A 24,238-nucleotide genomic window follows, 5' to 3' on the forward strand; every position below is an offset into this window, starting at 1 on the left:
GGCCCCCGCCGGGATGCCGTACCCGCTCGCCCCCGCGTCTACTGAAGGCGTGTCCAGCGCCAGCGCCACGAACCGGGCGAGAACCGGCTTCCTGCAACGCCTCGGGGAATGGTGTGCACGCCACTTCGTGATCGTGATCGTGGCGTGGCTCGCCGCCGTCGGCGGACTGCAAGCCCTGGAGCACGCCTTCGGCGGCACCTACGCGGACGACTTCCAGCTCCCCGGCACCCAGTCCCACCAGGGCATGGACGTCCTCCAGCAGCACAATCCGGCCTCCGACGGCTACAGCGCCCAGATCGTGCTGCACGACGCCGGACAGCCGCTGACCGACCTCGGCACCCCGATGGCGCAGACGGTCGGCGCCCTCCAGAAACTCCCGCACGTCCTGGCGGTGCAGAACCCGCTGACCACCCCGTCGGCCGCCCCGGGCACCGGCCCGCTCTCCCCCGACGGAAAGACCGCCTACCTCTCCGTCCGCTTCGACATCATGCCCTCCAACCTCGGCGAGAACTATCTGCACGGGGTCGACGACGCCGTACAGCCGCTGCGGGCGGCCGGGGCGGAGGTGGAGTACGGGGGATCGCTGGGCGAGCTGGCCCGGCCCATGGCCAACGACCGGATCAGTGAGCTGATCGGGTTCGCGGTGGCCGTCGTCGTCCTGCTGATCGGCTTCGGCAGTGTCATCGCGGCCTTCGTCCCCCTCCTCACCGCGCTGATCGGGGTGGTCGGCGGACTGGCCGTGCTCGGACTGCTCGCCGCCGCCTTCACCTTCGCCACCGTCTCCCCGACCCTGGCCACCATGATCGGCCTCGGCGTCGGCATCGACTACGCCCTGTTTCTGATCACCCGGTACCGGCAGCGGCTCATCGACGGCGAGAGCCCGGTGCGCGCGGCCGGGCTGGCGAACGCCACCAGCGGCCGGGCGGTGCTGGTCTCCGGCTGCACGGTGATCGTGGCGCTGGCGGGCCTGTACGCCTCCGGTGTCTCCTTCATCGGCAAGCTGGGCGCCGCCGCCGCGGTGACCGTGATCTCGGCGGTGCTGGGCGCGCTGACCCTGGTCCCGGCGCTGCTGGGGCTGATCGGCGACCGGATCGACCGCTGGCACGTACGCCGTCCGGTCGCGGAGACGGACGCCCCGCCCGGCGAGGCCCCGCAGGGCGTGTGGCACCGCTACGCCCGCCGCGTGGAGCGCAGACCGCTGCACTATCTGGCGGCCGGGGTGGTGACCATCGGCATCCTCGCCATCCCCGTCTTCTCCATCCAGCTCGGCCATATCGACGACGGCGCCGACCCCACGTCCTTCACCGACCGGCGGGCGTACGACCTGATGACCGATGCCTTCGGACCGGGCTCCAACGGCCCGCTGACCGTCGTCATCGACCAGTCGTCCGTCCCCGCCGACCAGCGCCGGGCCCTCACCACGCAGGCCCAGCAGACCCTGAACGCCGTCCCGGGCGCGGCGACGGTCACCCCGCTGACCCCGGCCGGGGACGGCGATGTCCTGGTCTCCACCGTCTACTCGGCCACCTCCCCCCAGAGCGCCGACACCACCGCCCTCACCAACCGCCTGATCCACGACACCCTCCCCGCCGCGGTCAAGGGCACCGCCGCCAAGGGCTATGTCACCGGCTCGACGGCCGCCCAGGTCGACTTCCGGGACATCGTGGCGAGTCGGCTGCCGCTGATCATCGGGGTCGTGGTGGCCCTCGCCTTCCTGATCATCCTGGCCGTCTTCCGCGGCCTGCTGGTCGCCCTGAAGGCGGCCGTCCTCAACGTCCTGTCGATCACCGCCTCGTACGGGGTGGTCGTCGCCGTCTTCCAGTGGGGCTGGGGCGGCCCGGCCCTCGGTGTCTCGGGCACGGTCCCCATCGAGAGCTACGTCCCGATGATGATGTTCGCGATCATCTTCGGGCTGTCCATGGACTACGAGATCTTCCTGCTCTCCCGGGTCCACGAGGGCTGGCTGCGCACCCGGGACGCCAAGGCGGCGGTGGCGCACGCCCTGGAGATCACCGCCCGGGTGATCACCTGCGCGGCCCTGATCATGGTCAGTGTCTTCGCCGCGTTCATCATCAGCGACAACATCGTGGTCAAGATGCTGGGCCTCGGCCTGGCGGTGAGCGTCCTCATCGACGCGACCGTCGTCCGCCTGCTGCTGGTCCCCGCGGTGATGACCCTCCTCGGCGAACACGCCTGGTGGACCCCGCGCCGGCTCGACCGGATCCTCCCCCACATCGACACCGAGGGCGAGAAATACGACCGAACACCGTAGGGGCGAGGCCCGGCTTCCGGTCGCTCGGGGGCGCGGCACCCCGCCCGCGCCGGTCACTGCCGTGCGCGGTCCCCTCCTGGATGGGCGAGGTCGATGTCGTGGTCGTCGACGACGCCGTGCCCGGAGACGGTCAGGGGGGTCGCCGCCGGGGGATAGCCGGTGGCGATGACCGTGTACTCGCCGCCGTCCAGACCGGTGAAGGCGTACACCCCGTCCGGTCCGGTGGTCGTGGCGCCGACGAGGTTCCCGGCGGCGTCGACCAGGGTGACCCGGGCGTCGGCCAGCGGCCCGTGCGGGGCGCGGACGACGCCCCCGATCCGGGCGCCCGCGTCGAGAGCGACATCGGCCCGGGCGACCCCGCCGCCCCCGACCTCCACGGGCAGCGCGCGCGGCCGGAACCCGGCGGCGGTGACGGCCACGGTCACCCGACCCGGCACCAGCTCACCGAAGGAGAACCCGCCCTCCTCCCCGGTGGTCCGGGTGGCCAGCAACTCCCCGCGGACATCGGTCACGACCACCGTCGCCCCCACCACCGGCAACCCGCCCACCCCGTCCCGCACGCTCCCCTTCACCCCACCGACCCCATCGATCCCACCGATCCCGCTGAGCACGATGTCGTACGAGACCGGCTCACCGCCGACGGTGAGGGTGGACGCCTGCGACGGGAAGCCGTCGGCCGAGGCGATCAGGACGTAGGACCCGGCGCCGGGCGCGTCCAGCGTGTAGGAGCCGTCGTCCCCGGCGACGGACCGGCCGAGCCGGCGACCGCCGGGCGAGACCAGGGTGACCGCGGCCCGCGGCACGGACGCGCTCGCGCCCCCGCGCACGAACCCCCGCACCACCGTCCCGCCCGCCTTCTCCCCTCCCCTTTCCGTCAGGGTTTCCCCCGGACCCCCCTCCGCCGCCGCCTGCGCCAGCGCCCCCTGGGTGCGCAGCGGCACCTCCTTGATGAACAGGGCGCAGACCAGGGCGAGCAGGGCGACGGGCGCGGCGTAGAGGAAGACATCGGCGATACCGCTGCCGTAGCTGCTCTCCATGAGGGTGCGGAGGGGGCCGGGCAGGGTGTCCATGTCGGGGAGGGAGCCGCCGGTGTCGCTCGCACCGGCCAGCGCGGCGGCGGACCGCGGGTCGAGGTCGGCGGCGCCCCGCTCGACGTAGTGGCTGATCCGGTGGGTGAGGATCGCGCCGAGGGCGGAGACACCGACCGCGCCGCCCAGCGAGCGGAAGAAGGTGACGACGGAGCTGGCGGAGCCGAGATCGCGGGGGGCGACCTGGTTCTGGGTGGCCAGCACCAGGTTCTGCATCATCATGCCGACCCCGAGCCCGAGCAGCGCCATGAAGACGCCGACCCGCCAGTACGCGGTGTCGTAGGCGAGGGTGCCCAGGAGCCCGAGCCCGGCGGTGATCAGCACCCCGCCGGTGAGCAGCCAGCCCTTCCAGCGGCCGGTACGGGTGATGACCCGCCCGGAGACGGTGGAGGAGAGGAACAGACCCATGATCATCGGGATGGTCAGGACCCCGGACATGGTGGGCGACTCGTCCCGGGCGAGCTGGAAGTACTGGGAGAAGAAGATCGTGCCGGCGAACATCGCGATCCCGACGAACAGCGAGGCCAGCGAGGCCAGCGTGATCGTCCGGTTGCGGAACAGCCGCAGCGGGATGATCGGCTCCTCCGCCCGGGACTCCACGGCCCCGAACACCAGCAGCAGCCCGAGCGTCCCCCCGACCATGGCGTACGTCTGCCAGGACACCCAGTCGTACTTGTCCCCGGCGAAGGTGACCCAGACCAGCAGCAGACAGACCGCGGCGGTGATGAAGAAGGCACCGGCCCAGTCGACCCTGACCCGCCGCCTGGCGACGGCCGGCAGATGCAGGGTCCGCTGGAGCACGACCAGGGCGACGACGGCGAACGGCACCCCCACGTAGAAGCACCAGCGCCAGCCGAGCCAGTCGGTGTCGGTGATGACCCCGCCGATCAGCGGTCCGCCGACCATGGCGGTGGCGAAGGTGGCGCCGAGATAGCCGCTGTACCGGCCGCGCTCGCGCGGGGAGATCATCGCCGCGAGGATGATCTGCGCCAGCGCGGACAGCCCGCCCATGCCGACGCCCTGCACGGCCCGGAAGGTGATCAGGGTCGCCGGGTTCTGCGACAGTCCGGCCGCCGCCGAGCCCAGCACGAATATCACCAGCGCGATCTGGATCAGCAGCTTCTTGGAGAACAGATCGGCGAGCTTGCCCCACAGCGGAGTGGAGGCGGTCATCGCGAGCAGGGAGGCGGTGACGACCCAGGTGTAGGCGCTCTGGCCGCCGCCGAGGTCGGTGATGATGTCGGGCAGCGCGTTGGAGACGATCGTGGACGACAGGATCGCCACGAACATGCCGAGCAGCAGCCCGGTGAGCGCCTCCATGATCTGCCGGTGGGTCATGGGCTCACCGGGGACGGCTCCTGCGCCTCCCCCGTGCTCGGCATGGGCCCGCACACCGGCCGGCGTGGTCGTTGCCATGGGCTTCCTTCTCTTGTGACGGGGCGTTGGGGCCGCCTGAAGTGGTCCGTGGTGGTCAGGTGGTGCTGTTCGCGGTCGCACCGGGGCGGGTGTCGTCGAAGCTCGCCCGCAACCGGGACATCAACCGGGTCAGTTCGCCGACGTCGTCGTCGGTCCAGTCGCTCAGCCGCTCGGCCAGCAGCGCGGTACTGCGCCGCTGCAACTCGTCGAGCAGGGCGTGCCCGGCGGGGGTCAGCCGCAGAATGCGGGAGCGTTTGTCGGCCGGGTCGCAGGTGCGTTCGATGAGCCCGCGGTCGGCGAGATGGGCGACATGCCTGCTGGTCACGGACATGTCCACGGCCAGCAGCTCCGCCAGCCGCCCGATCCGGAGATCCCCGTGCTCCTCGACGACCAGCAGCGCGGCGACGGACCCGGCGGGACAGGAGGGCGGCAGCCGCCGCGCCAGATCCCGCTTCACCGCGCCAACGGCACTGAGCTGCCGCGCCAGTTCGGCATAGAGCGTCGGCTCGGCCATCGGGCCACCCTCCCCTTTTCGTTGCTTCAGGCAACCGTAGAAGCGGTTGGTTGCCGAGGGCAAACAAAAAGATGCTAAGGGCAGCAAAAATTTGGCAAAGGCAAGTATTGGCGGGTGTAAAGGGGCTGGTGAGGCGCGCGGGGCGGCGAAGCCGCCGGGGACCACGGCCCCACACCCCTGCGAGCCGGACCCGGCCCCCACCGGCCCGTCCGGCGCTTGAGGACGAGGCCGACCGGGCTGACCGGGCCGACCGGGCCGACCGGGCCGACCGGGCCGACCTGGCCCGAGGGCGGAGCCCCCGGAGAACCGAACCCCGGCCACCACCCCACCCACCCCGGCCGGGAGGCAACCCCCACCCCGGTCGGCAGGCAACCCCCGCTTGGGCCCGCGCCGGCGACTTCGCTAGGGTCTCAGCCCATGGCCAACTCCCAGAATCCCCAGGGCACCCCGGACCCCGCGGGCAGCACTCAGATGTTCCGCGCCTTCGTCGACGACCCCCAGGGCAGCCGCCCGCAGCAGACGTCCTCCGGCCCGAAGCTGGGCCTGATCATCGGCGTCGTCGCGGCGGTCGTCATCGTGGCGGCGGTGGCCTGGCTGGCGCTGAGGTAACGAGGGTCGCCGACCGCCGACGAACCCCGCTGTCAGGATCCTGTCCGGCCCCGGTCGGCGGTCCCGTCGCCCGGGGGCGGTTCGGTGAAGTCGTCGGCGATGGCGCCGGGGTCGCCCGGGGGAGGCCCCGGCACCGTGCGGCGCGCGTCCCCGCCGATCGCGACCCCCAGATCCCGCCGCATGGCCTCCCGGACGCCCCGCACCAGCACCCACAGCCCCTCCTGGGCCTCGGCTGCCGACCGCAGGGTCTCGCCCGGCCGGGGCTGTCCGCTCTCCAGCCGCTTGACCTGGCCGTAGACCTGCGTGAGTGCCCGGTTCAGCGCGGAGGCGGGGGCGAGGACGGTGTCCGGGGCGATCATCAACGTCTCCGACCAGCGGTCGCGGTGCGCGGCCTTGGCGTTCTCCAGGGCCCGGGTCTCCTCGTCCCCGCGCGTGCCGTCCCGCAGTACATAGAGATGCGCGCTCAGGGCGGTCGCGAACTGCCGGGCGTCCCGGTGCAGTTCCGTGTAGCAGGTCCGCCGTAGCTCGCGCTGGAGCCGGGCCTCCTCGATCGCCCGCGTCAGCTCCAGCTCACGGGTCTTCGCCCGGTCCGCGCCCCGCTGGGTGAGCACCACCCCGCCGAGCGTCCCCGCCACACCGGTCACCGCGATCAGCACCGCCCCCAGATCCATGGCCCGTTCCTACCCCGGGCCCGGCTCCCTGCACCTCGGCAGGTGCGGGGCGGCGGCGATGCATCCGGCGACGCATCCGGTCAGTCCGAGATCAGCCCTTCCCGCAACTGCGCCAGCGTCCGGGTCAGCAGCCGGGAGACGTGCATCTGGGAGATGCCGACCTCCTCGCCGATCTGCGACTGGGTCATATTGGCGAAGAAGCGGAGCATGATGATCCGGCGCTCGCGCGGCGGCAGCTTGGCCAGCAGGGGCTTGAGGGACTCCCGGTACTCCACGCCCTCCAGGGCGGTGTCCTCGTAGCCGAGGCGGTCCGCGAGGGAGCCCTCGCCGCCGTCGTCCTCGGGCGCCGGGGAGTCCAGCGAGGACGCGGTGTACGCGTTGCCGACCGCGAGGCCGTCGACCACGTCCTCCTCGGAGACCCCGAGGACCGAGGCCAGCTCGGTGACGGTCGGGGAGCGGTCCAGCTTCTGGGACAGCTCGTCGCTGGCCTTGGTGAGGGCGAGCCGCAGCTCCTGGAGGCGGCGCGGGACGCGCACGGACCACGAGGTGTCGCGGAAGAACCGCTTGATCTCCCCGACGACCGTCGGCATCGCGAAGGTCGGGAACTCGACCCCCCGCTCGCAGTCGAACCGGTCGATCGCCTTGATCAGCCCGATCGTGCCGACCTGGACGATGTCCTCCATCGGCTCGTTGCGCGAGCGGAACCGGGCCGCCGCGTACCGCACCAGCGGGAGGTTCAGCTCGATCAGCGTGTCCCGGACGTAGGCGCGCTCGGGGCTGTTCTCGTCCAGCGCGGCGAGCCGCAGGAACAGGGAGCGGGACAGGGTGCGGGTGTCGATGGCCTCCGAGGCGGCCGGGACGGCCGGAGCCGGTACGGCCGCGAGGGCCGAGGTGGCGTCGAGAGCCGGCGAGGCGTCGATGGTGTCGATGGGGCCGAGCGCAGCGAGCGCCTCGGGCGCCTCCTCGCTCTTCGTCAGCGTGAGCACCTTCGAGCTGCCCTGGTCTGCGGACATGCCACCCCCTTTGGGTCGCGGGACGGTCGTGGCCACTCCTCTGCCGAGGAGCGCAGCCTTCACCTGAATACCGGAGCCGGAGCCACGGCAAACGCGCTTCCCGCAGAATGTCACATGTCGGCAACACGCTGTAGTGACATGTCGACATGCGAGACGCGAATCAGCCCTGGAAAGAGGGGGTGTGACGGTGTTTCAACCCGATTCCGATGCCAACATCCCTGGTGAGCGATTCGCTCGCGGTGATGACGGGTCGCTCTGGCTTTCGGTTGTGCGCCGGTCCGTTTCCCCGGCTCTTCCGGATATCGCCGTCGCCGTCCCTGGGGGGCCCGGCCGGTCCGCTCCGGTTACCGCCCGGTCGCCCAGCCGGTCACGCGTCAGCGAGGACTCCGGTTGGGCCCGCGCCCGGCCGGACGCCGGGTCTCAGGCGTCGATCCGGTTGGCCGTCCGCAGCCGCTGGAAACTGCGCGCCAGCAGCCGTGAGACATGCATCTGGGAGACGCCGAGTTCCGCGCTGATCTGGGACTGGGTGAGATTGCTGTAGTAGCGGAGCAGCAGAATTCGCTGTTCGCGTTCCGGAAGCTGCACCAGCAGATGGCGGACGAGATCCCGGTGCTCGACCCCGTCCAGCGCGGGATCCTCGTAGCCGAGCCGGTCCAGGAGTCCGGGCAGGCCGTCGCCCTCCTGGGCGGCCTCCAGCGAGGTCGCGTGGTACGACCGTCCGGCCTCGATGCAGGACAGCACCTCGTCCTCGGAGATCCGCAGCCGCTCGGCGATCTCGGCGGTGGTGGGGGAGCGCCCGAAGGCGGTGGTGAGGTCCTCGGTCGCGCTGTTGACCTGCACCCACAGCTCATGGAGGCGGCGCGGGACATGGACCGTGCGCACATTGTCGCGGAAGTACCGTTTGATCTCCCCGACGACGGTCGGCATGGCGAACGTGGGGAACTGCACACCCCGTTCCGGGTCGAACCGGTCGATGGCGTTGATCAGCCCGATGGTGCCGACCTGGACCACGTCCTCCATCGGCTCGTTGCGGGACCGGAAGCGGGCGGCGGCGTAGCGCACGAGCGGGAGATTCGCCTCGATGAGCGCCCCCCGCACGCGGTGGTGCTCCGGCGTACCCGGCTGATGCTGCTTCAGCTCGCCGAACAGCACCTGGGTGAGGGCCCGGGTGTCCGCCCCCCGGCTGCTCCGCTGCGGCGCCGCACCCGCCACCGGGGGCTGGGGAGAGGGCTGGGAGGACGGGGAGGGCGGCTGCGGGGCGGTCTGGGGGGAGGTCTGGGCCGGGGGCTGGAGAGGGGTGCCCGGCCCGGGGGACCCCTGGGGCGGTGCTTGAGGCGCAGTACTGGCCGGCACGGTCAACTCCACCTCGTAATCTGTCAACTCATTCGTCAAAAGCGGTCATAGCATCACAAGACATGTGCACCGTGTGCAAGCACCGCATTACGCCGTGTTGAGGGTGAAGTTGGGGTCGTGCGAGGGGGGAAGGAAGGGGAAAGCCCTCCGCCATTGCGGCGAAGGGCTCACTGACCGGGGGTTTCCCGGGGCTCGGGAACGGTCAGAACTCGTAGTCGGCTACCACCCAGGTGGCGACCTCGCGCCAGAGCGCGGCCCCGGCCTGGTGGTCCGGGTGGACCAGATAGCGCTGGAGGGCGTCGCGGTCCTCGGTGACCGAGTTGACGGCGAAGTCGTAGGCGATGGGGCGGTCGCTGATGTTGCGGCCCAGCTCCCACTCGCGCAGCTCCTCGATCCGGTCGTCCAGCCGGTCGAAGGACTTGACGGCGGCGGCGACCCGGGGGTCGTCCGGGGAGACGCCCTCGTTGAGCTTGAACAGCACCAGGTGGCGGATCATGAGTTCCCTAGTTCCCTCCGTTGACGACCCAGGTCATGAAGTCGCCGATGGCCTTGGCGGCGTCCGAAATGCCCTCGAAGCCTATCTGGACGTAGTCCGCCGCCTTCGCCGGGTCCGTGATGATCAAATACAGCACGAAGACCACGAGCACATAGACCGCGATCTTCTTCGCGTGCACCGCCATCGCGGCCTCCCCTACGACCTTCGCCTGTGACCCGCGCCTGCAATCCGCGCCTGTGACCCGCGACGGTGATCCGTGTCGCTGCTGACCGCGGGTGAGTGTAGCTTCCGGTGTGATTTGAGGACCAACGGCCCAACCGGCGGGGCCGTTCGCCACCGTGCCCGGCGCGGGTCCCGGGGCCACCATGGGGCTGTGGCCGCCGGGCGGTACTGGCAGGAGTCCCGCGGCGGCCAGGGACGGACCCCCACTGCGGGGTACGCGCCATGTCTCCCCGTGACCGGCGTGTACTTGGAGGTCCGCCCCCGCCGGGGGAGACGGCCGATCCCCCGCGACCGTCTCCCCCGACCCACCGGCATACGGGATGCACGAGAAGGGCCCCGTCTTTCGACGGGGCCCTTCTCAATTCGACTGGCGGTAGCGGAGGGATTTGAACCCTCGGTGACTTGCGCCACACTCGCTTTCGAGGCGAGCTCCTTCGGCCGCTCGGACACGCTACCGAGGGAGACCTTACAGCAAGCGGCGGCCTGGTTTGAAATCGGTATCGGGCGGTGGAGGACGGCTCCCGGCGGGGTTCAGCGGCCCCGGAAGAAGTCCGTCAGGACCCGGGCGCACTCGTCGCCGAGCACGCCCTCGATCACCTCGGGCCGGTGGTTGAGCCGGCGGTCGCGCACCACGTCCCAGAGGGACCCGGCGGCGCCCGCCTTGGCGTCCCGGGCGCCGTAGACGACCCGGTCCACCCGGGCGAGCACCAGGGCGCCCGCGCACATCGTGCAGGGCTCCAGGGTGACCACCAGGGTGCAGTTGGTGAGCCGCCACTGGCCGAGCGCGGCGGCGGCCCGGCGGATCGCCAGCACCTCGGCGTGCGCGGTCGGGTCGCCGGTGGCCTCGCGCTCGTTGTGCCCGGCCGCCAGCACACTCGTACCGTCCGGGCCCAGCAGGACCGCGCCGACCGGGACGTCACCGGCGGCGACGGCTGCTGCGGCCTGGTCCAGGGCGAGCCGCATGGCGGCCCGCCAGGGGTCGCGCACCGGGTCGGCGGCGGCGGGACGCGACGGGGGAGGCGGGGACGGGGCGGGCGGGGTCAGCGGACGGTCTCCAGCACCTCCGAGACGCCCAGGGACTCGGCGATCTCACCCAGGGCGTCTTCGGACAGGGACCGCAGTTCCTTCTCGCTGACGCCCAGGTCGTCCAGGATCGCGGGGTCCCCGACCGGGCCGTGCGGCAGGGAGTCGTCCCCGTCGCCGTCCTCCGGGTCGCCGCGGTCCGGCTCGCCGTCCTCGGTGCCATCCAGGTCGAGGGTGTCGAGGTCGTCGCCCTCGTCGGGGTCCCGGCCGAGCAGCTCGTCGGTGAGCAGCATCTCTCCGTAGCTGCTGCGGGCCGCGGCGACCGCGTCGGAGACGTAGATCCGCGGGTCGTCCTCGCCGTCGAAGCGGACGACGCCGAACCAGGCGTCCTCCTGCTCGATCAGCACGAGCACCGTGTCTTCGTCGGGGGCGGCGTCCCGGGCCAGGTCGGCCAGATCCGACAGGGTCTCCACATCGTCGAGCTCTGTGTTGCTCGCTTCCCACCCGTCTTCGGTGCGCGCGAGCAGTGCGGCGAAGTACACCGTGACTCTCCCACTGGTCATAGGCGTGCCGGTTGGGGTTCCCCCCGGCGGAGGTTGCGGGTGGAGGTCCGGTGCTCCGAGCCCCACCCACTCGGAATCGTGGCAGAAACAAGGCGCCCAGGGGACGTCTTCGGCTCCCTGTGTCTGGCACTTTTGATCGCACGTGAGCAAAGAGTCACCAGCGCGCTTGCCGCCGCCACCTGCGGATCGTACGCGCCTTTTCTCCGGCGCCTCGCACGACCACCCGGTCAACGCCCGTGCCCGGTGCGGATCTTCCCGGCGTGCCCGCGGTGCCGTCTCTACCAGCGGAATGTTCGCATGCGCATCGCGCGGCGCAGCCGGGCGGTCTTGGCCCGGCGGGGTTGTACGCGGTCGCGCAGGGCGCGTGCCTCGGCGAGTTCCCGCAGAAACTGCGCCCGGCGCCGCCGTCGCTCCGCGTCGGCCTCCCGTGCGCCGTGGTCCGCGTCGTAGGCGTCCGGCGCGTCCGGCGCGTCGGGCCGGTCCGGCAGGTCACGCATGGTTTCACCACCCCAGTCGATCCATCCCACTTTCCCCCGGACGGGCGGTTTGATGCCAGCGCGCGGGGGGAGGGGGCGCGGTTACTGTGGGGGCATGCGTCTCCATGTCGTCGACCACCCCCTGGTCGCTCACAAGCTCACCACCCTGCGCGACCGGCGCACCGACTCCCCGACCTTCCGCCGGCTCGCCGACGAACTGGTCACCCTGCTCGCCTACGAGGCGACCCGGGACGTGCGTACCGAGCAGGTCGACATCCACACCCCGGTCAGCGCCACGACCGGCGTCAAGCTGTCCCATCCCCGGCCGCTGGTCGTGCCGATCCTGCGGGCCGGGCTCGGCATGCTGGACGGCATGGTGCGGCTGCTGCCGACGGCGGAGGTGGGGTTCCTCGGCATGATCCGCAACGAGGAGACGCTCCAGGCGTCCACGTACGCCACGCGGATGCCCGAGGATCTGTCCGGGCGGCAGGTGTATGTGCTCGATCCCATGCTGGCGACGGGCGGGACGCTGGTCGCGGCGATCAAGGAACTGATCGGGCGCGGTGCGGACGATGTGACGGCGGTGGTGCTGCTGGCCGCGCCGGAGGGGGTCGAGGTCATGGAGCGGGACCTGGCGGGGACGCCGGTGACGGTGGTGACGGCGTCGGTGGATGAGCGGTTGAACGAGCAGGGGTACATCGTGCCGGGGCTGGGGGATGCGGGGGATCGGATGTACGGGGCTGCGGAGTAGGGGGTTGGGGGGCGGGGGTGTTTGCGGTGGTTGGGTGCGGGTGGAGTGTGGCTGGTCGCGCAGTTCCTCCCCCAGAGGGGGTACCCCCAGCGCCCCTTTAGAAGCAGGGTGTTTGTTCTTGGGTGGGTTTGAATTGTGCCGGGGGTGACTGTGCTGTGCGCGGTTCCCCGCGCCCCTGAAAGACGAATGCCCTTTTCAGCAGCCCTTGGGCGTTGCCGTTGTCGTGGGTTGGGGGCTGGTCAGGGCGGTGAGGGCCTGGGTTGACCTGGTTCGGGTGTCCAGGGACTTGAAGGCGTCGCCGAGGATCAGGTCGATCTCCATGCCCTTGCGGGACGCGTCCGTGCGGCGTTCCGCCGTGTTGAGCTGGGTGGCGAGGACCGGCAGGGAGGCGGTGGGGCCGAGCAGTATGGCCGTGCCCTTGACCTTCTTGTCGTACTGCTTCGCCGCGTTCCCCACCTCGCCGATCTTGAAGCCACGTTTCGCCAGCTCGTCCGCCGTGCGTTTGGCGAGGCCGGAGCGGGTCGTGGCGTTCAGGACGTTGACGGTGATCTTCCCGGGGGCCGGGGGCGGTCCGGCGGCCGGGGTGTCCGCGCCCGCGGAGCGCGCGGCGCCCGGTGACGGGCTCGCTGTCCCGGGGCAGTGCCCATTGGTCCCGGCAGCCGCCGCGGCGGAGTCGCCGCCGCCGGTGAAGACATCGATGAGCTGCAAGGTGCCCCAGCCGACCAGGCCGATCGCGGTGGTCGACGCCACCACGGCGAGCGCCAGCCGTCCCCGTCGCCGGGGCCGACGCATACGCGGGTATTTGTCCCCCGTGATCCGGTACTGGCCACCCATGCCGGGGGGAGTCAGCATGCTCATGAGCGCAGCGTAGTGCGCCTGAGCGGTGATGCCTACTAGATGATCATTCGACGTCGCCCAGTCCAACCCGAAAGGGCCAACAGGCGCCCCGCGAGGCGCTCCGCGGGGGTGTGGCCGGGGCGGCGGCGGGCCGGGTCAGTCCAGTTCGAGGACGCGTGCGTGCAGCACCTGGCGCTGCTGGAGCGCGGCGCGCACCGCGCGGTGCAGTCCGTCCTCCAGATACAGATCGCCCTGCCACTTCACGACATGCGCGAAGAGGTCGCCGTAGAAGGTGGAGTCCTCGGCGAGCAGCGTCTCCAGGTCGAGTTGCTGCTTGGTGGTCACGAGCTGATCGAGGCGGACCGGGCGCGGCGCGACGTCGGCCCACTGCCGGGTGCTGTCCCGGCCGTGGTCGGGGTACGGCCGGCCGTTTCCGATGCGCTTGAAGATCACACGGAAAGCCTACCGGGCAAGCGCTTCACGGCGCAGCCATGGAGAGGCAGCGCGGCACCGGAAAAGATGCCGTCAAGTGGGGCAAACCGGAAGACTTGTCGACGCAGGTTCGACACAGAGACCCGACCGCCGAGACCCGATCACAGAGTCCTGGCCACAGAGACCCGATCACAGAGTCCCGACCGCGGAGGTCTGACCGCAGAGTCCCGACCGCAGAGGTCTGACCGCAGAGGTCTGGCATGAGCGACAGCGATCGCGTTCCCGGTTCCCCTGCTTCCGGTCCCGTCTCCGGTTCCGCTTCCGGCCCCGCCCGCCGCGACCGGCTTCCCCGCCGAGTTCTACGCGCTTTGCGGCATCGGGCACGGCATCCCGCTGCGGGCCACCGTCACCAGCTTCGGCCCGGTGCTGCTGTCCAAGGTGCTCCAGCTCAACCGGACCCAGGAGCAGTCGCTCGAAAGGGGTCGGCTGGTCGGCAGTGGCATGTTCAAGTCGCCGGCGCGGTCGCTCGGTACGCGGATCGGGCGGGAGATCAGCCGTGCGGTGCTCGGGACGGCCCGGCGCCGCTGAGGGCGCCCCCCGGGGGGGATGCGGGAGGCGCCCGGCTCGGGGTCAGCGGGTTCCGTGCCGCTCCCTCGGGCTCGGGGTGGCGGGAGAGGGGGTGGAGGAAGGTGTCGAGAGGGCGGGTTCGGAGGGTTCGATGCGTTCTGGTTGCTGGGCCCGTTGCGGTTGCGGTTGCGGTTGCGGTTGCGGTTGTGGGTCGGTCGGTCGGGGGGTGTTGCGGTGGGCTTCCGCGCGCAGCAGGGCGCGCAGGACGGCGTAGGGGTCTGTGGGCATGACGGAGTACCTCGCTCGGTGCGTGATGAGTCATCAGGGGTGGGGCCGGGCGCCGGGATCAGCAGCGCAGGACCACCGAGCGGAGGCAGTGCAGGGAGTGGGGGGCCAGGGGAGATGCCTGGTGTCCGGGGTGGGCGGCGGGAGCGGGTCCGGCGGGCCGGAGCGGCTCGGGGCGGGGCGGGGCGGCCGGGTGCTGGGCGCTCCGGGTGACCGGGCGCAGCGCGGTGCCGAGGACGTCGTACTCGGCCGTCGTACCGCCGTTCTCGCAGACCGCCGGTGTCAGGGGGAGGGCGTGGGCCCCGCTGTGCGCGCCCGGGACCAGCAGGGCCAGCAGCAGGACCGCGATCCGCAGCCAGGTGCGGCGGGCCGGGGGGCGGGGCGAGCGGGGCATGGAGGGGGTGTCCCCCGGCGGGGTGGTGACGGCTGCCCGGCGGACGGCACAACCGCCCGCTCGGCGTAGCCCGCCCCGGCTGCCCCGCCCTCCGTTCACAGGGTCCGCGGCACCTCTCGTGCGCGGCCCCGCATCCGGACGGCGGTGATGATCTCGACGATGCCGACGGCGAGCAGCCAGATGCCGGTGACCAGGGTCAGTACGGCGATCGACTCGAACGGGGAGACGATCAGCACGATCCCGGCGAGGAAGGTGACGATGCCGAGGAAGATCTGCCAGCCCCGGGCGGGCATCGAGGTGTCGGAGAAGCCGGCCAGCGTCTGCGTGATGCCGCGGATCAGCCAGCCGATGCCGATCCACAGGGCCAGCAGCAGGATGGACTGGGTCGGACCGCGGAAGCAGAACAGGCCCAGCACGATCGACAGCGCGCCGCTGATGAAGGCCAGCACCCGCAGCGAGGTCGTCCGGTGCGTGCCGAACGCGGCGGCGAGCTGGAAGATGCCGCTGATCAGCAGGTACAGGCCGAACAGCACACCGGCGACGAGCAGGGAGGGCCCCGGCCAGATCAGGATCAGCAGACCCAGGACCAGCGAGGCGACGCCGGTCACCAGCACCACCTGCCAGGCGGCCCGGGACAGGGCGTGCAGCGGGCCCTCGAAGGGCGGTTCGGGGTCGTACCGGTTGCCGCCGGGGTGCCCGGTGCGGACCTTGCGGTCGTCGTACTCGGGGTCCCGGGAGGGACCGCTCGATGGCTCGGTCATGATCCATGCTTGGACCGCGCGCGACGGGCCCGCCACCGGGGGCGGGCCAAGCGGCTGACCGGGCGGCGCGTCCCCGGTCCTCTCGCGCCCCCGGCCCGCTGCCGGGGTTCGGCCGACTCGTCGCGGGAACTCCGGCCGATCTGTTGTCGGGCTTCGGCCGACCCGTCGCCGGAACGCCCGCCGGCCCGTTGTCAGAGGCCGTCGCTACGGTGCCGCCATGACGCGTGAGATCTCCGGGCCGTCGGCCCCGTCCACCGCCGCGCCCGACGCCTGGGACCGGCAGCTCGCCGACGCCTTCGCCGCCCTGCTCGGCCGCCCGCTGGGGGAGTACGACCCCGACGCGGTGTACGCCGCCCGGATCGGCGGCAATCTGATCGACGAGGCCGGGTTCCTGCGCGACCCGGAGTGGGTGCGCCCGGCCGCGCTGCGCGGTGCGCTGCCGGTCGTCTGGGACTGCCCGGTCTTCGACGAGTCCGACCGCAGCCCGGTCTTCGACGCGGGTGGGTCGGTGTTCGGGGTGGGGGCGATGGGGGTGGGGGCGATGGGGGAGCGGGCAGGGGGTGGGGTGCCGGAGGGTGGGGTGGTCGGGGTGCCGGAGGCGTCCGGCGCGGAACCCTCCGCGCTCCCGGAGGGCTTCGCCGGTGATGTCGCCGACGTCTGTTTCTCGCCCGGCCTCGTCCGCGGTGCCGATCTCGCCCCGCTGCTGGAGCGGCACGGCGTCGATCTCGCCGACCCGGCGCTGGCCGGTACCTGGAGGGTCCTCTTCCCCCGGCTGGTCTCCGACGGCACCTTGCTGGGCGCCCTGTGCGCCGCCCTGGACACCGGTCGGACGCCGGGGGACCTGGTGCCGTTCACGACGGGACCCGGGGCGGAGTGGGCCGGGGCGCTGGCCTCCGTCGCCCATCCCGGTCTGCGCGCCCACCTCGGGCACTTCTGCACCGACGGCGAGGAGGGTCTGATGCCGGTGCACGGGTCCGCCCGTGCGGGGCTCGGCGAGGGGGAGGAGGGGTGTGTGGGGGTGGCCGGGTGGGAGGACATGTTCGGTCAGATCGAACTCGCCGTCGTCCGGCTGAGCGACCGGGTCGCCGGGCGCCTCTGATCACCGTCGTACCCGGCCCAGGTCAGGGCCGTTTCCCGGTCGTCCCCGTTGTCTTCGCCGCCTTCGCTGCCTTTGCCGCCGCCTTCATCTCCTGTTTGTGGGCCCGGACCAGGGCCAGGGACTCCGGGCCGGTGATGTCCGCGACCGAACGGTACGCCTCGGTCTCGCCGTACGCGCCCGCCGCCTCCCGCCAGCCGGTGGGCCGTACGCCGAGCTGCTTGCCGAGCAGGGCCAGGAAGATCTGTGCCTTCTGCCTGCCGAAGCCCGGGAGGGCCTCCAGGCGGCGCAGGAGTTCGGCGCCGGTGTCCGCGTCCCGCCACAGGGCCTCGGGGTCACCGTCGTAGTGGTCCACCAGGTACTGGCACAACTGCTGGATGCGCTTGGCCATGGACCCGGGGTAGCGGTGCACGGCGGGCTTGGCGGAGAGCAGCGCCGCGAACTCCTCCGGGTCGCGGGCGGCGATCTCGTGCGCGTCCAGGTCGTCCGCCCCGAGCCGGTCGGCGATGGTGCGCGGCCCCTTGAACGCCCACTCCATCGGGACCTGCTGGTCCAGCAGCATCCCGGTCAGCGCGGCGAGCGGGGAGCGGCCGAGCAGCGCGTCGGCGTCCGGGTCCTGGGCGAGGTGCAGGCTGACGTCCATGCGTCGATGATCCCCCGCCGGGCGTGGTTACGCGCGCCAGTAGCCCAGCGCGTGCATCCGGTCCTTCGGGACGCCGAGTTCCCGGCGGACATAGGAGGAGAGGGTGCGGGTGGTCGCCGTGTCGCAGGCGATCCAGACGTAGGGGTGCGGGGTGGCGCGCAGCAGGGCGGGCAGGTCGGCGCGGACCCGGTCGGCCAGGGCGGAGCCCGCGCGCGGGACCTCGTGGACCGTGGTGCGGCCGGGGTCGGCCCGGCAGGGCAGGCCGTCCAGGCCGCCCTCGAACCACAGGGTGGCCGGGGCCGCGCCGAGCGCGTCGAAGAGGGAGTTGAGCGCGGGCAGCGAGGCCGGATCGCCGATCGCGAAGACGTGGGAGGGCTCGGGCCGGGGCCGCTGGAAGCCCGTGCCCTGCACCGTCGCCTCGATCGTGTCACCGGGCTTCGCCGCCCGCGCCCAGTCACTGGCGCACCCCTCGTGGAGTGCGAACTCAAGGGAGAACGTGCCGGTCTCCCGGTCCGGGTCGACCAGCGTGTACGCGCGCTGGTGCGGTTTGCCCGCCCGGTCGAACCAGAGCCGTACCCACATCGTGGGATGCGGGCCGTACGCGGCGAGCAGGTCGCCGTCCGACAGATGCAGCCGCCGGTAGGCCGGGCCCACGTCCTCGACGCCGGTCACGGTCAGCACGAAGTCCTTCGCGCCCATCCACTTCAGGACCGTGCCCTGCCAGCCGTGCCCCGGCCTCTGCTCCTGATCCCGACTCCGGCCCTGACTCTGACCCTGGCCCATGGTGTCCCTTCGGTGTCGGGCTCCGGTGCTGCTCCGGTGCTGCTCCGGTGTCCCTTCGCGGGTCGCGTACGCTCTCTCCCCAGCGGGTTACTTAGGCAAGCCTAACCTAAAATCGCCCGACTGGACACGGCACCGACACGGCAGGGGAACAGAATCAGGGTGCGTACCGAGACCTACCGCGATGCCCACGGCATCCCGCATCTGCGCGCCGCGAGCGCCCGTGAACTCGCCCGTGCCCAGGGCCGGGTCACCGCCCTGGACCGGGCCTGGCAACTGGAGACCGAACGCCACCGCCTGCTCGGCACCTCCGCCGCCTTCCTCGGTACGACCGCCCTGCCCTGGGACGTCCTGGCCCGCCGCGCCCTGTTCGCCGACACCGCCCGCCGCTGTTTCGCCGCACTCGCCGACGAGGATCCCGAGAGCGCCGAGTGGGTCACCGCCTACACCGAGGGCGTCAACGCCGGGCTCGTGGAAGGCGCCCGGCGCGCCCCCGAGTTCGCCGCGGCCCGCCTCGCCCCCGGCCGCTGGGAGCCCTGGACCCCGCTCGGCGTCTGGCTGTCCACCCATGTGCTGTTCACGGGCCTGCCGCTCAAGCTCTGGCGGGAGCAGGCGGTACGGCGGCTGGGCCCGGCCGCGGTCGGGCTGTTCGCCACCGACGGCCCCGGCACGGCGGGCAGCAACGGCTGGCTGGTCGCCGGGGAGCGGACCGTCACCGGGCACGCCCTGCTCGCCGGTGACCCGCACCGGGTCATCGAGGACCCCGGCGTCTACCAGCAGATCCGGCTGGCCTGCCCGGAGTTCGACGTCGTCGGCCTCGCCGTGCCCGGCGTCCCCGGCATCGCCCACTTCGGCCACACCGGCACGGTCGCCTGGGCCATCACCAACGCCATGGCCGACTACCAGGACCTGTACCGCGAACGCCTGCGCCGCACCGGCATCGGCGTCGAGGCCCTCGACCCCGACGGCCGCTGGAGGCGCGCCCGCCGCTATACCGAGACGGTGTCGGTGGCGGGGGAGGAGCCGGTACCGGTGGAGGTGATCGAGACCGCGCGGGGGCCGGTGATCGCGGGGGGACCGGAAGGGCTGGAGGGGCTGGAGGGGTATGACGGCGGGGAGGGCGTGGAGGGCGTGGTCGGTGTTCCCGCGGACGCCGCTCCCTCCAACCCTCTCGTCCCCCCCGCCCCCCTCGCCCTCAGCCTCCGTCATCCGCCCCGTGTCACCGCCGAGCTGGGCTTCGGCGCGCTGCTGCCGCTGCTGCGGGCCCGGACCGTCGCCGATGTCGACCGGGCCCTCGACCGCTGGGTGGAGCCGGTCAACGTGGTGCTCGCCGCCGACACCGGGGGCGCCACCCTGCACCGGGTCGCGGGCCGGGTGCCGGTCCGGGCGGACGCCAACCGGATCCGCCCGGTGCCCGCCTGGCAACCCGGGCACGAGTGGACCGGCTGGCACGAGACCCCCCGGGTCGCACGGCTCACCGACGGCATCGCCGTGATGGCCAACCAGCGCGGCCCCGCCGCCCCGCTCGGCGTCGAGTTCTCCGCCCCGCACCGCGCCGACCGCATCACCGCCCGGCTCGCCGAACGCCGGCACTGGTCCGCCGACGCCCTGGCCGCGCTGCACACCGACACCCTGCTGCTCAGCGCCAGGGCCCTGCTGGACCGCATCGCCGCGCTGCCCGCCGACGCCCTCACGCCCGCCGCCACTGATCTGCGCGACCGGCTGCTGCGCTGGGACCGCCGGATGGAGGCCACCAGCAGGGACGCCGCCGCGTTCGCCGCGCTGCGCTCCGCGGTGGTCCGGCGGCTCGCCGCGCACCCGGTGTTCGCCCCGCTCGGCGAACCGCCCGCCTACCCCGAGCCGTTCCAGCCCTGGCTGGCCCTGCGCCCGCGTATCGGCCTTGCCCTCGAACACCTCCTCGACGCGGAGGAGCTGTACGGCGTCGAGCGGGGGCCGCTGGTGCGCGAGGCGCTGGAGGAGACGGCGGCCCGGCCTGCGGCGGAGCGCCGGATGTGGGGTGAGACGCACCGCCTGGCGCCCTGGCGGGCCTGGCCCCCGGGGACGCCGGAGACGCTGGGCACGCCGGGCACGCCGGGGATGCCGGGCCCCGGGCACACCTCCCCCGGGAACGCCGCCCTCCCGGCCCTCTCCGGCGACCACGACTGCGTGCTGTGCACCTCGTCCGTCCCCGGCGTCACCGACCTGGCCGTACGGGGCCCGGCCGCCCGCTATGTCTGGGACCTGGCCCGGCGCGAGAACAGCCGCTGGGTGGTGCCGTTCGGCGCGTCCGGCGTCCCCGGCTCCCCCCACCACCGCGACCAGCTCCCGCTGTGGCTCGCCGGGGAACTCGCCCCCGTCGTCACCGACTGGGACCGGCTCACCGAGGAGAAGGAGCCCGCCACCGATGCAGCCACCGATACCGCCACTGATGCAGCCACCGCTACCGATGCCGCCACCGATACCGCTGCCGACGGAGATGCCGACGGAGATGCCGATGCCTGACTACACCCACCGCCGTGCGGTCCACGAGAGCGCGATCGACGGCTTCGGCACCGTACGCGTACTGCCCCTGGACCCCGAGCGGGACGCCCCGGCGGTGCACGGCTGGGTGAGCGAGGAGCGGGCGGTGTTCTGGGGCATGACCGGGGTGGACCGCCGGGGCATCACCGAGATCTACGCCCACATGGAGACCCTGAACACTCATCACGCCTATCTGGTGGTCAAGGACCACACCCCGGTCGCCCTCTTCCAGACCTATGAGCCGGAGGCCGACCGGGTCGGCGACTGCTACGAGGTTCGGCCCGGGGACATCGGCGTCCATCTGCTGGTCGCCCCGGCCGGACCGGGCGGGGTGCGGCCCGGCTGGGGCACGGCGCTGATGTCGGTGCTGATGGGCTTCGCCCTGGTGACCCTGGACCGGCGGCGGATCGTCGTCGACCCCGACACCCGCAACGCGAAGGCCCTGGCCAGGATGGTCCGCTGCGGCTTCACCCCGGGCCCGGTGGTGGTCCTTCCGGAGGTGGATCTGCCGGAGGTCTATCTGCCGGAGAAGAGAGCGCAGCTCGCCTTTCTGGAGCGGGAGTCGGTGTTTCCGGGAGGGCCGCACGCCCTCGGTGGGGAGGGGACCGTCCCGGGCCGCTGAGCACAAGTCCCCCGCCGTCCGTATCCCTCCCCGTACCCGAAGCAGTGGTGACGACGGAGAGACGACGTGATGGGCGATGACGGCGCAGTGCGCGGCGTGGGGGAGGACGGGTGGCGGCGTCGGTTGCGGGCCCTGGTGCTGCTCGCCGCCCTGCCGGTCCTGCTCCTCGCCGGAGCCGGACCGGCCTCCGCGCACGCCGCCCCGCGCTCCACCACCCCTGCCGACGGCAGCGTCGTCGCCACCGCCCCCAGCGAACTCACTCTCACCTTCACCGAGTCCGTCGGCCTGCTGGAGGGGTCGATCCGGATCTACGACCCCGGCAACCACCGCCTCCGCCCCCGTTCGGTCGGCCACGCCCCCGGCAGCGCGGACACCCTCCGGATCGCCCTCCCCGCCACCGGCCTGGACCGGGGCACCTACACCGTGGCCTGGCGGGTGGTGTCCTCCGACAGCCACCCCGTCTCCGGCGCCTTCACCTTCTCCATCGGCGCCCCCTCCCCGGCCCCGCCCGCCGTCGACACCGGCCCGCCCGAGAACCGGGCCACCGGCGCGCTCCAGAACACCGCCCGCTATCTGGCGTATCTCGCCGGGGCCGTGCTGATCGGGGTGGCCGCGTTCGCGCTGCTGTGCCGTCCGCCCGGCACCGGGCCGCTCCGCCCGCTGCTGCGGACGGCCTGGTGGACGCTGCTGGTCACCACCTTCGCCCTGCTGCTCCTCCGCGCCCCCTACGAGGCCGGCACCGGCCCCGCGACCGCCTTCGACCCCGGTGCCCTCACCCGCACCCTCTCCGGCCGCCCCGGAATCCTGCTGGCCGCGCGGCTGCTGCTGCTCGTCCCCGCCGCGCTGCTGCTGGTCCGCCTGTCCCGGCGGCGCACTCCGGTGCTGACCGGCGCGGCGGCCGTCGTCGCGGTCGGGCTGGCGGTGACCTGGTCGGCGGCCGAGCACGCCTCGGCCGGGATCCAGGTGCCGGTGGCCGTCGCCTCCTCGACGCTGCATCTGCTGGCGACGGGCGTCTGGCTGGGCGGGCTGGTCGCGTTGCCGGCGACTCTGCGGGGGACGCCGGGGCCGCTCGGGCTGCGGGTGGTGCGGCGCTTCTCCCGGATCGCCTTCATGGCGGTGACGGTGCTGGTGGTGACCGGGGTCTACCAGTCCTGGCGGGGGCTCGGCTCCCTGTCCGCGCTCACCGGGACCGCGTACGGGAGGGTGCTGCTGCTGAAGCTGCTCGCGGTGGCGGCGCTGCTGGCGGCGGCGGGGGTCTCCCGCCGGGTGGTGCGGGGGTGGGCGGGGGTGGGCGAGGCGGAGGCGCGGGAGCGGGAGCGGGAGCGGGAGTGGGTGCGGGAGCGGGAGCCGGAATCGGTTCCGGTGCTGGAGGCGGTGCCGGAACCGGTGTCCGTGTCTGTGCCGGTGGCTGTCGGGGGCGGTACCGGGGCGGACGCCGTTCCCGAGGGGGGCTGCCCGGACTTCGGCGACGACGGCAACGGCGAAGACGACGGCGGCACCGAGCGCCGGTACCGCCGCGCCCTGCGCCGGTCCGTGCTCGCCGAGGCCGCCGTCGCCGCCGCCGTACTGCTCGTCACCACCGTGCTCACCGCCACCCTGCCCGGCCGGGCCGCGGGGGAGGCGGCGGCGGAGGCCGGGATCCAGGTGCCGGTGGCCGCGCAGCCGCGCACCGCCGCCGTGACCGTGCCCTTCGACACCGGGACGCCCGGCGGGTCCGGCACGGTGGAGATCACGCTCGACCCGGCCCGGGTCGGTGACAACTCCGTCCAGGCCGTCGTCTTCGGCGCGGACGGCGGGCTGACGATCCTGCCCGAGCTGCGGCTGTCGTTCACCCTGCCCGACAAGGAACTGGGCCCGATCGACGCCGAGCTGACCGACCGCGGCGGCTACTGGGCGACGGACTCGCTCACCCTGCCCATCGAGGGCACCTGGACCATGAGACTGACGGTCCGGGTCTCCGAACTGGACCAGGTGAGCGAGACCGGAACCCTGCGGGTGCTGCCCTAGGTGTATGGCCCGGGAGGTCTAGCGGTTGAGCGCGGCCACGCCCGCCTTCGCGAACTTCTCGTCCAGGTCGCCGCTCGGCGCCCCCGCGACCCCGATGCCCGCGATCGGCGCGCCCTTGACGGCGACCGGGGCACCTCCGCCGAGGAACAGGGTGCCCGGGATGTCCTTGAGGTTCGGCGTCTGCGCCAGCCGCTTGACCAGTTCGGACGTGGGGGCGTTCCAGGACACCGCGGTGAACGCCTTGCGCTCGGCGGACTCGTAGGACTGCGGGCCGGCGCCGTCGCCGCGCAGGGTGACCAGGGTGTTGCCGTTGCGGTCGACGACGGCGACGGAGACGCGCTGGTTCTCCTTCTCGGCGGCGTCCAGCGCGGCCTGCGCGGCCTCGGTGGCGGCGTCCACGGTGAGGTGGGTGGACTGGGTGAGGTTCCCGCGGGCCGGGTCCCCGGCGGACGACCGCGAGACCGACGTACCGGACTGAGCGCCGGACTGGGTGCCGGACTGGCCGCCCGCCGGGGCGGAACCGGCGGCGTTCGCGGCGACCGTACCGGCCCCGCCCGCGACGACGACGGCGAGCACGGCACCGCCGGTGAACAGTCGGGCACGGCGGGAGACGGAACGGACGCGGTGCTTGGCGGTGTGCTGCATGGTGGGGCCCTCCGGGTGCGTTTCTGGGGTGTCGAGGTGATCGATGCGAGCGATCGGCGTGATCGGCGTGATCGATGCGGTCGGGATGCCGATGCGATCGATGTGACCCTTCGATCCTGGGCGCGGAAGCGCTCCGCCCCCGTCGCCGGAGGGGCTCGGTCCGCGGCCCGGATCGGGGGAGG

At 72.8% G+C, this 24,238-nt stretch carries 24 protein-coding genes, 1 tRNA gene and 1 pseudogene; 8 read left to right on the plus strand and 18 right to left on the minus strand.

Annotation, left to right across the window (positions count from 1 at the left end; genetic code table 11):
• The first annotated feature begins 49 nt into the window (after positions 1-49).
• Complete coding sequence (locus AB0O01_RS27525; RefSeq protein WP_365317437.1) at positions 50-2,272, plus strand: MMPL family transporter; 2,223 nt, start codon at positions 50-52, stop codon at positions 2,270-2,272.
• 53 nt (positions 2,273-2,325) lie between these two features.
• Here the strand turns inward: AB0O01_RS27525 and AB0O01_RS27530 are convergent, their stop codons facing one another.
• Both AB0O01_RS27530 and AB0O01_RS27535 read right to left on the minus strand, forming a co-directional pair.
• Positions 2,326-4,776 carry an MFS transporter gene (locus AB0O01_RS27530; protein ID WP_365317439.1) on the minus strand — a complete coding sequence of 817 codons (2,451 nt, stop codon included), beginning with the start codon at positions 4,774-4,776 and terminating at the stop codon, positions 2,326-2,328.
• Positions 4,777-4,831: 55 nt separating this feature from the next.
• Positions 4,832-5,290, minus strand: coding sequence for a MarR family transcriptional regulator (locus AB0O01_RS27535; RefSeq protein WP_365317441.1), 459 nt, complete (start codon positions 5,288-5,290; stop codon positions 4,832-4,834).
• Between the two features lie 417 nt (positions 5,291-5,707).
• Here AB0O01_RS27535 and AB0O01_RS27540 point away from each other — a divergent pair, with 417 nt between their 5' ends.
• Positions 5,708-5,899, plus strand: coding sequence for a hypothetical protein (locus tag AB0O01_RS27540; RefSeq protein WP_365317443.1), 192 nt, complete (start codon positions 5,708-5,710; stop codon positions 5,897-5,899).
• Positions 5,900-5,931: 32 nt separating this feature from the next.
• Here AB0O01_RS27540 and AB0O01_RS27545 read toward each other — a convergent pair whose 3' ends face one another.
• From AB0O01_RS27545 to AB0O01_RS27585, 9 genes are all read right to left on the minus strand, one after another.
• Positions 5,932-6,570: a hypothetical protein gene (locus tag AB0O01_RS27545; protein ID WP_365317444.1), complete on the minus strand. Its 639-nt coding sequence runs from the start codon at positions 6,568-6,570 to the stop codon at positions 5,932-5,934.
• Between the two features lie 80 nt (positions 6,571-6,650).
• Positions 6,651-7,583, minus strand: coding sequence for an RNA polymerase sigma factor SigF (locus AB0O01_RS27550; protein WP_365317446.1), 933 nt, complete (start codon positions 7,581-7,583; stop codon positions 6,651-6,653).
• A 420-nt stretch (positions 7,584-8,003) separates the two neighbouring features.
• Complete coding sequence (locus AB0O01_RS27555) at positions 8,004-8,948, minus strand: RNA polymerase sigma factor SigF (protein WP_365317610.1); 945 nt, start codon at positions 8,946-8,948, stop codon at positions 8,004-8,006.
• A 190-nt stretch (positions 8,949-9,138) separates the two neighbouring features.
• Positions 9,139-9,432: a Dabb family protein gene (locus tag AB0O01_RS27560; RefSeq protein ID WP_365317448.1), complete on the minus strand. Its 294-nt coding sequence runs from the start codon at positions 9,430-9,432 to the stop codon at positions 9,139-9,141.
• 7 nt (positions 9,433-9,439) lie between these two features.
• The gene (locus tag AB0O01_RS27565; RefSeq protein ID WP_365317450.1) at positions 9,440-9,616 is read right to left on the minus strand and encodes a hypothetical protein; all 177 of its coding nucleotides are present in this window, start codon (positions 9,614-9,616) and stop codon (positions 9,440-9,442) included.
• 406 nt (positions 9,617-10,022) lie between these two features.
• Positions 10,023-10,110: transfer RNA gene (locus tag AB0O01_RS27570), tRNA-Ser, on the minus strand.
• A gap of 75 nt (positions 10,111-10,185) precedes the next feature.
• Positions 10,186-10,617 carry a tRNA adenosine(34) deaminase TadA gene (gene tadA, locus AB0O01_RS27575; RefSeq protein WP_365317612.1) on the minus strand — a complete coding sequence of 144 codons (432 nt, stop codon included), beginning with the start codon at positions 10,615-10,617 and terminating at the stop codon, positions 10,186-10,188.
• 77 nt (positions 10,618-10,694) lie between these two features.
• Positions 10,695-11,219, minus strand: a complete 525-nt coding sequence (locus tag AB0O01_RS27580) for a hypothetical protein (RefSeq protein ID WP_365317615.1) — start codon at positions 11,217-11,219, stop codon at positions 10,695-10,697.
• A gap of 299 nt (positions 11,220-11,518) precedes the next feature.
• Entirely contained in the window at positions 11,519-11,737 is a 219-nt protein-coding gene (locus tag AB0O01_RS27585; RefSeq protein ID WP_365317452.1) for a hypothetical protein, read from the minus strand.
• A gap of 94 nt (positions 11,738-11,831) precedes the next feature.
• Between AB0O01_RS27585 and upp the strand changes: the two genes are divergently transcribed.
• Positions 11,832-12,467, plus strand: coding sequence for a uracil phosphoribosyltransferase (upp, locus tag AB0O01_RS27590; protein ID WP_365317453.1), 636 nt, complete (start codon positions 11,832-11,834; stop codon positions 12,465-12,467).
• 195 nt (positions 12,468-12,662) lie between these two features.
• On the opposite strand, the gene AB0O01_RS27595 is transcribed toward upp, so the two are convergent.
• Both AB0O01_RS27595 and AB0O01_RS27600 read right to left on the minus strand, forming a co-directional pair.
• Positions 12,663-13,325 carry a LytR C-terminal domain-containing protein gene (locus AB0O01_RS27595; RefSeq protein ID WP_365317455.1) on the minus strand — a complete coding sequence of 221 codons (663 nt, stop codon included), beginning with the start codon at positions 13,323-13,325 and terminating at the stop codon, positions 12,663-12,665.
• Positions 13,326-13,460: 135 nt separating this feature from the next.
• A complete protein-coding gene (locus AB0O01_RS27600; RefSeq protein ID WP_003991361.1) occupies positions 13,461-13,757 on the minus strand; it encodes a type II toxin-antitoxin system VapB family antitoxin in 297 nt (98 codons plus the stop codon).
• Between the two features lie 315 nt (positions 13,758-14,072).
• Between AB0O01_RS27600 and AB0O01_RS27605 the strand changes: the two are divergent.
• Positions 14,073-14,210, plus strand: a pseudogene (locus AB0O01_RS27605) (helicase HerA-like domain-containing protein); the annotation flags it as partial.
• Positions 14,211-14,649: 439 nt separating this feature from the next.
• On the opposite strand, the gene AB0O01_RS27610 reads toward AB0O01_RS27605, so the two are convergent.
• Positions 14,650-14,982 carry a hypothetical protein gene (locus AB0O01_RS27610; RefSeq protein ID WP_365317457.1) on the minus strand — a complete coding sequence of 111 codons (333 nt, stop codon included), beginning with the start codon at positions 14,980-14,982 and terminating at the stop codon, positions 14,650-14,652.
• A gap of 95 nt (positions 14,983-15,077) precedes the next feature.
• Positions 15,078-15,743 carry an HdeD family acid-resistance protein gene (locus AB0O01_RS27615; RefSeq protein WP_365317459.1) on the minus strand — a complete coding sequence of 222 codons (666 nt, stop codon included), beginning with the start codon at positions 15,741-15,743 and terminating at the stop codon, positions 15,078-15,080.
• A 217-nt stretch (positions 15,744-15,960) separates the two neighbouring features.
• Between AB0O01_RS27615 and AB0O01_RS27620 the strand changes: the two genes are divergently transcribed.
• Complete coding sequence (locus AB0O01_RS27620) at positions 15,961-16,842, plus strand: hypothetical protein (RefSeq protein WP_365317461.1); 882 nt, start codon at positions 15,961-15,963, stop codon at positions 16,840-16,842.
• A gap of 22 nt (positions 16,843-16,864) precedes the next feature.
• Here AB0O01_RS27620 and AB0O01_RS27625 read toward each other — a convergent pair whose 3' ends face one another.
• Positions 16,865-17,482, minus strand: coding sequence for an HhH-GPD-type base excision DNA repair protein (locus tag AB0O01_RS27625; RefSeq protein ID WP_365317463.1), 618 nt, complete (start codon positions 17,480-17,482; stop codon positions 16,865-16,867).
• 27 nt (positions 17,483-17,509) lie between these two features.
• Positions 17,510-18,181, minus strand: a complete 672-nt coding sequence (locus tag AB0O01_RS27630) for a siderophore-interacting protein (RefSeq protein ID WP_365317465.1) — start codon at positions 18,179-18,181, stop codon at positions 17,510-17,512.
• Positions 18,182-18,424: 243 nt separating this feature from the next.
• Here AB0O01_RS27630 and AB0O01_RS27635 point away from each other — a divergent pair, with 243 nt between their 5' ends.
• From AB0O01_RS27635 to AB0O01_RS27645, 3 genes are all read left to right on the plus strand, one after another.
• Positions 18,425-20,764 (plus strand): penicillin acylase family protein, encoded by a 2,340-nt coding sequence (locus AB0O01_RS27635; RefSeq protein WP_365317467.1) that lies wholly within the window; start codon positions 18,425-18,427, stop codon positions 20,762-20,764.
• The gene (locus AB0O01_RS27640) at positions 20,757-21,404 is read left to right on the plus strand and encodes a GNAT family N-acetyltransferase (RefSeq protein ID WP_365317469.1); all 648 of its coding nucleotides are present in this window, start codon (positions 20,757-20,759) and stop codon (positions 21,402-21,404) included. Before AB0O01_RS27635 ends, AB0O01_RS27640 begins: the two co-directional genes overlap by 8 nt.
• Positions 21,405-21,536: 132 nt before the next feature.
• Entirely contained in the window at positions 21,537-23,411 is a 1,875-nt protein-coding gene (locus tag AB0O01_RS27645; protein WP_365317617.1) for a copper resistance protein CopC, read from the plus strand.
• An 18-nt stretch (positions 23,412-23,429) separates the two neighbouring features.
• On the opposite strand, the gene AB0O01_RS27650 is transcribed toward AB0O01_RS27645, so the two are convergent.
• Positions 23,430-24,056, minus strand: a complete 627-nt coding sequence (locus tag AB0O01_RS27650) for a heme-binding protein (RefSeq protein WP_365317471.1) — start codon at positions 24,054-24,056, stop codon at positions 23,430-23,432.
• Positions 24,057-24,238: the final 182 nt, after the last annotated feature.

It is taken from the genome of Streptomyces sp. NPDC093252 (genome assembly GCF_040683675.1).
Taxonomy (GTDB): Bacteria; Actinomycetota; Actinomycetes; order Streptomycetales; family Streptomycetaceae; genus Streptomyces.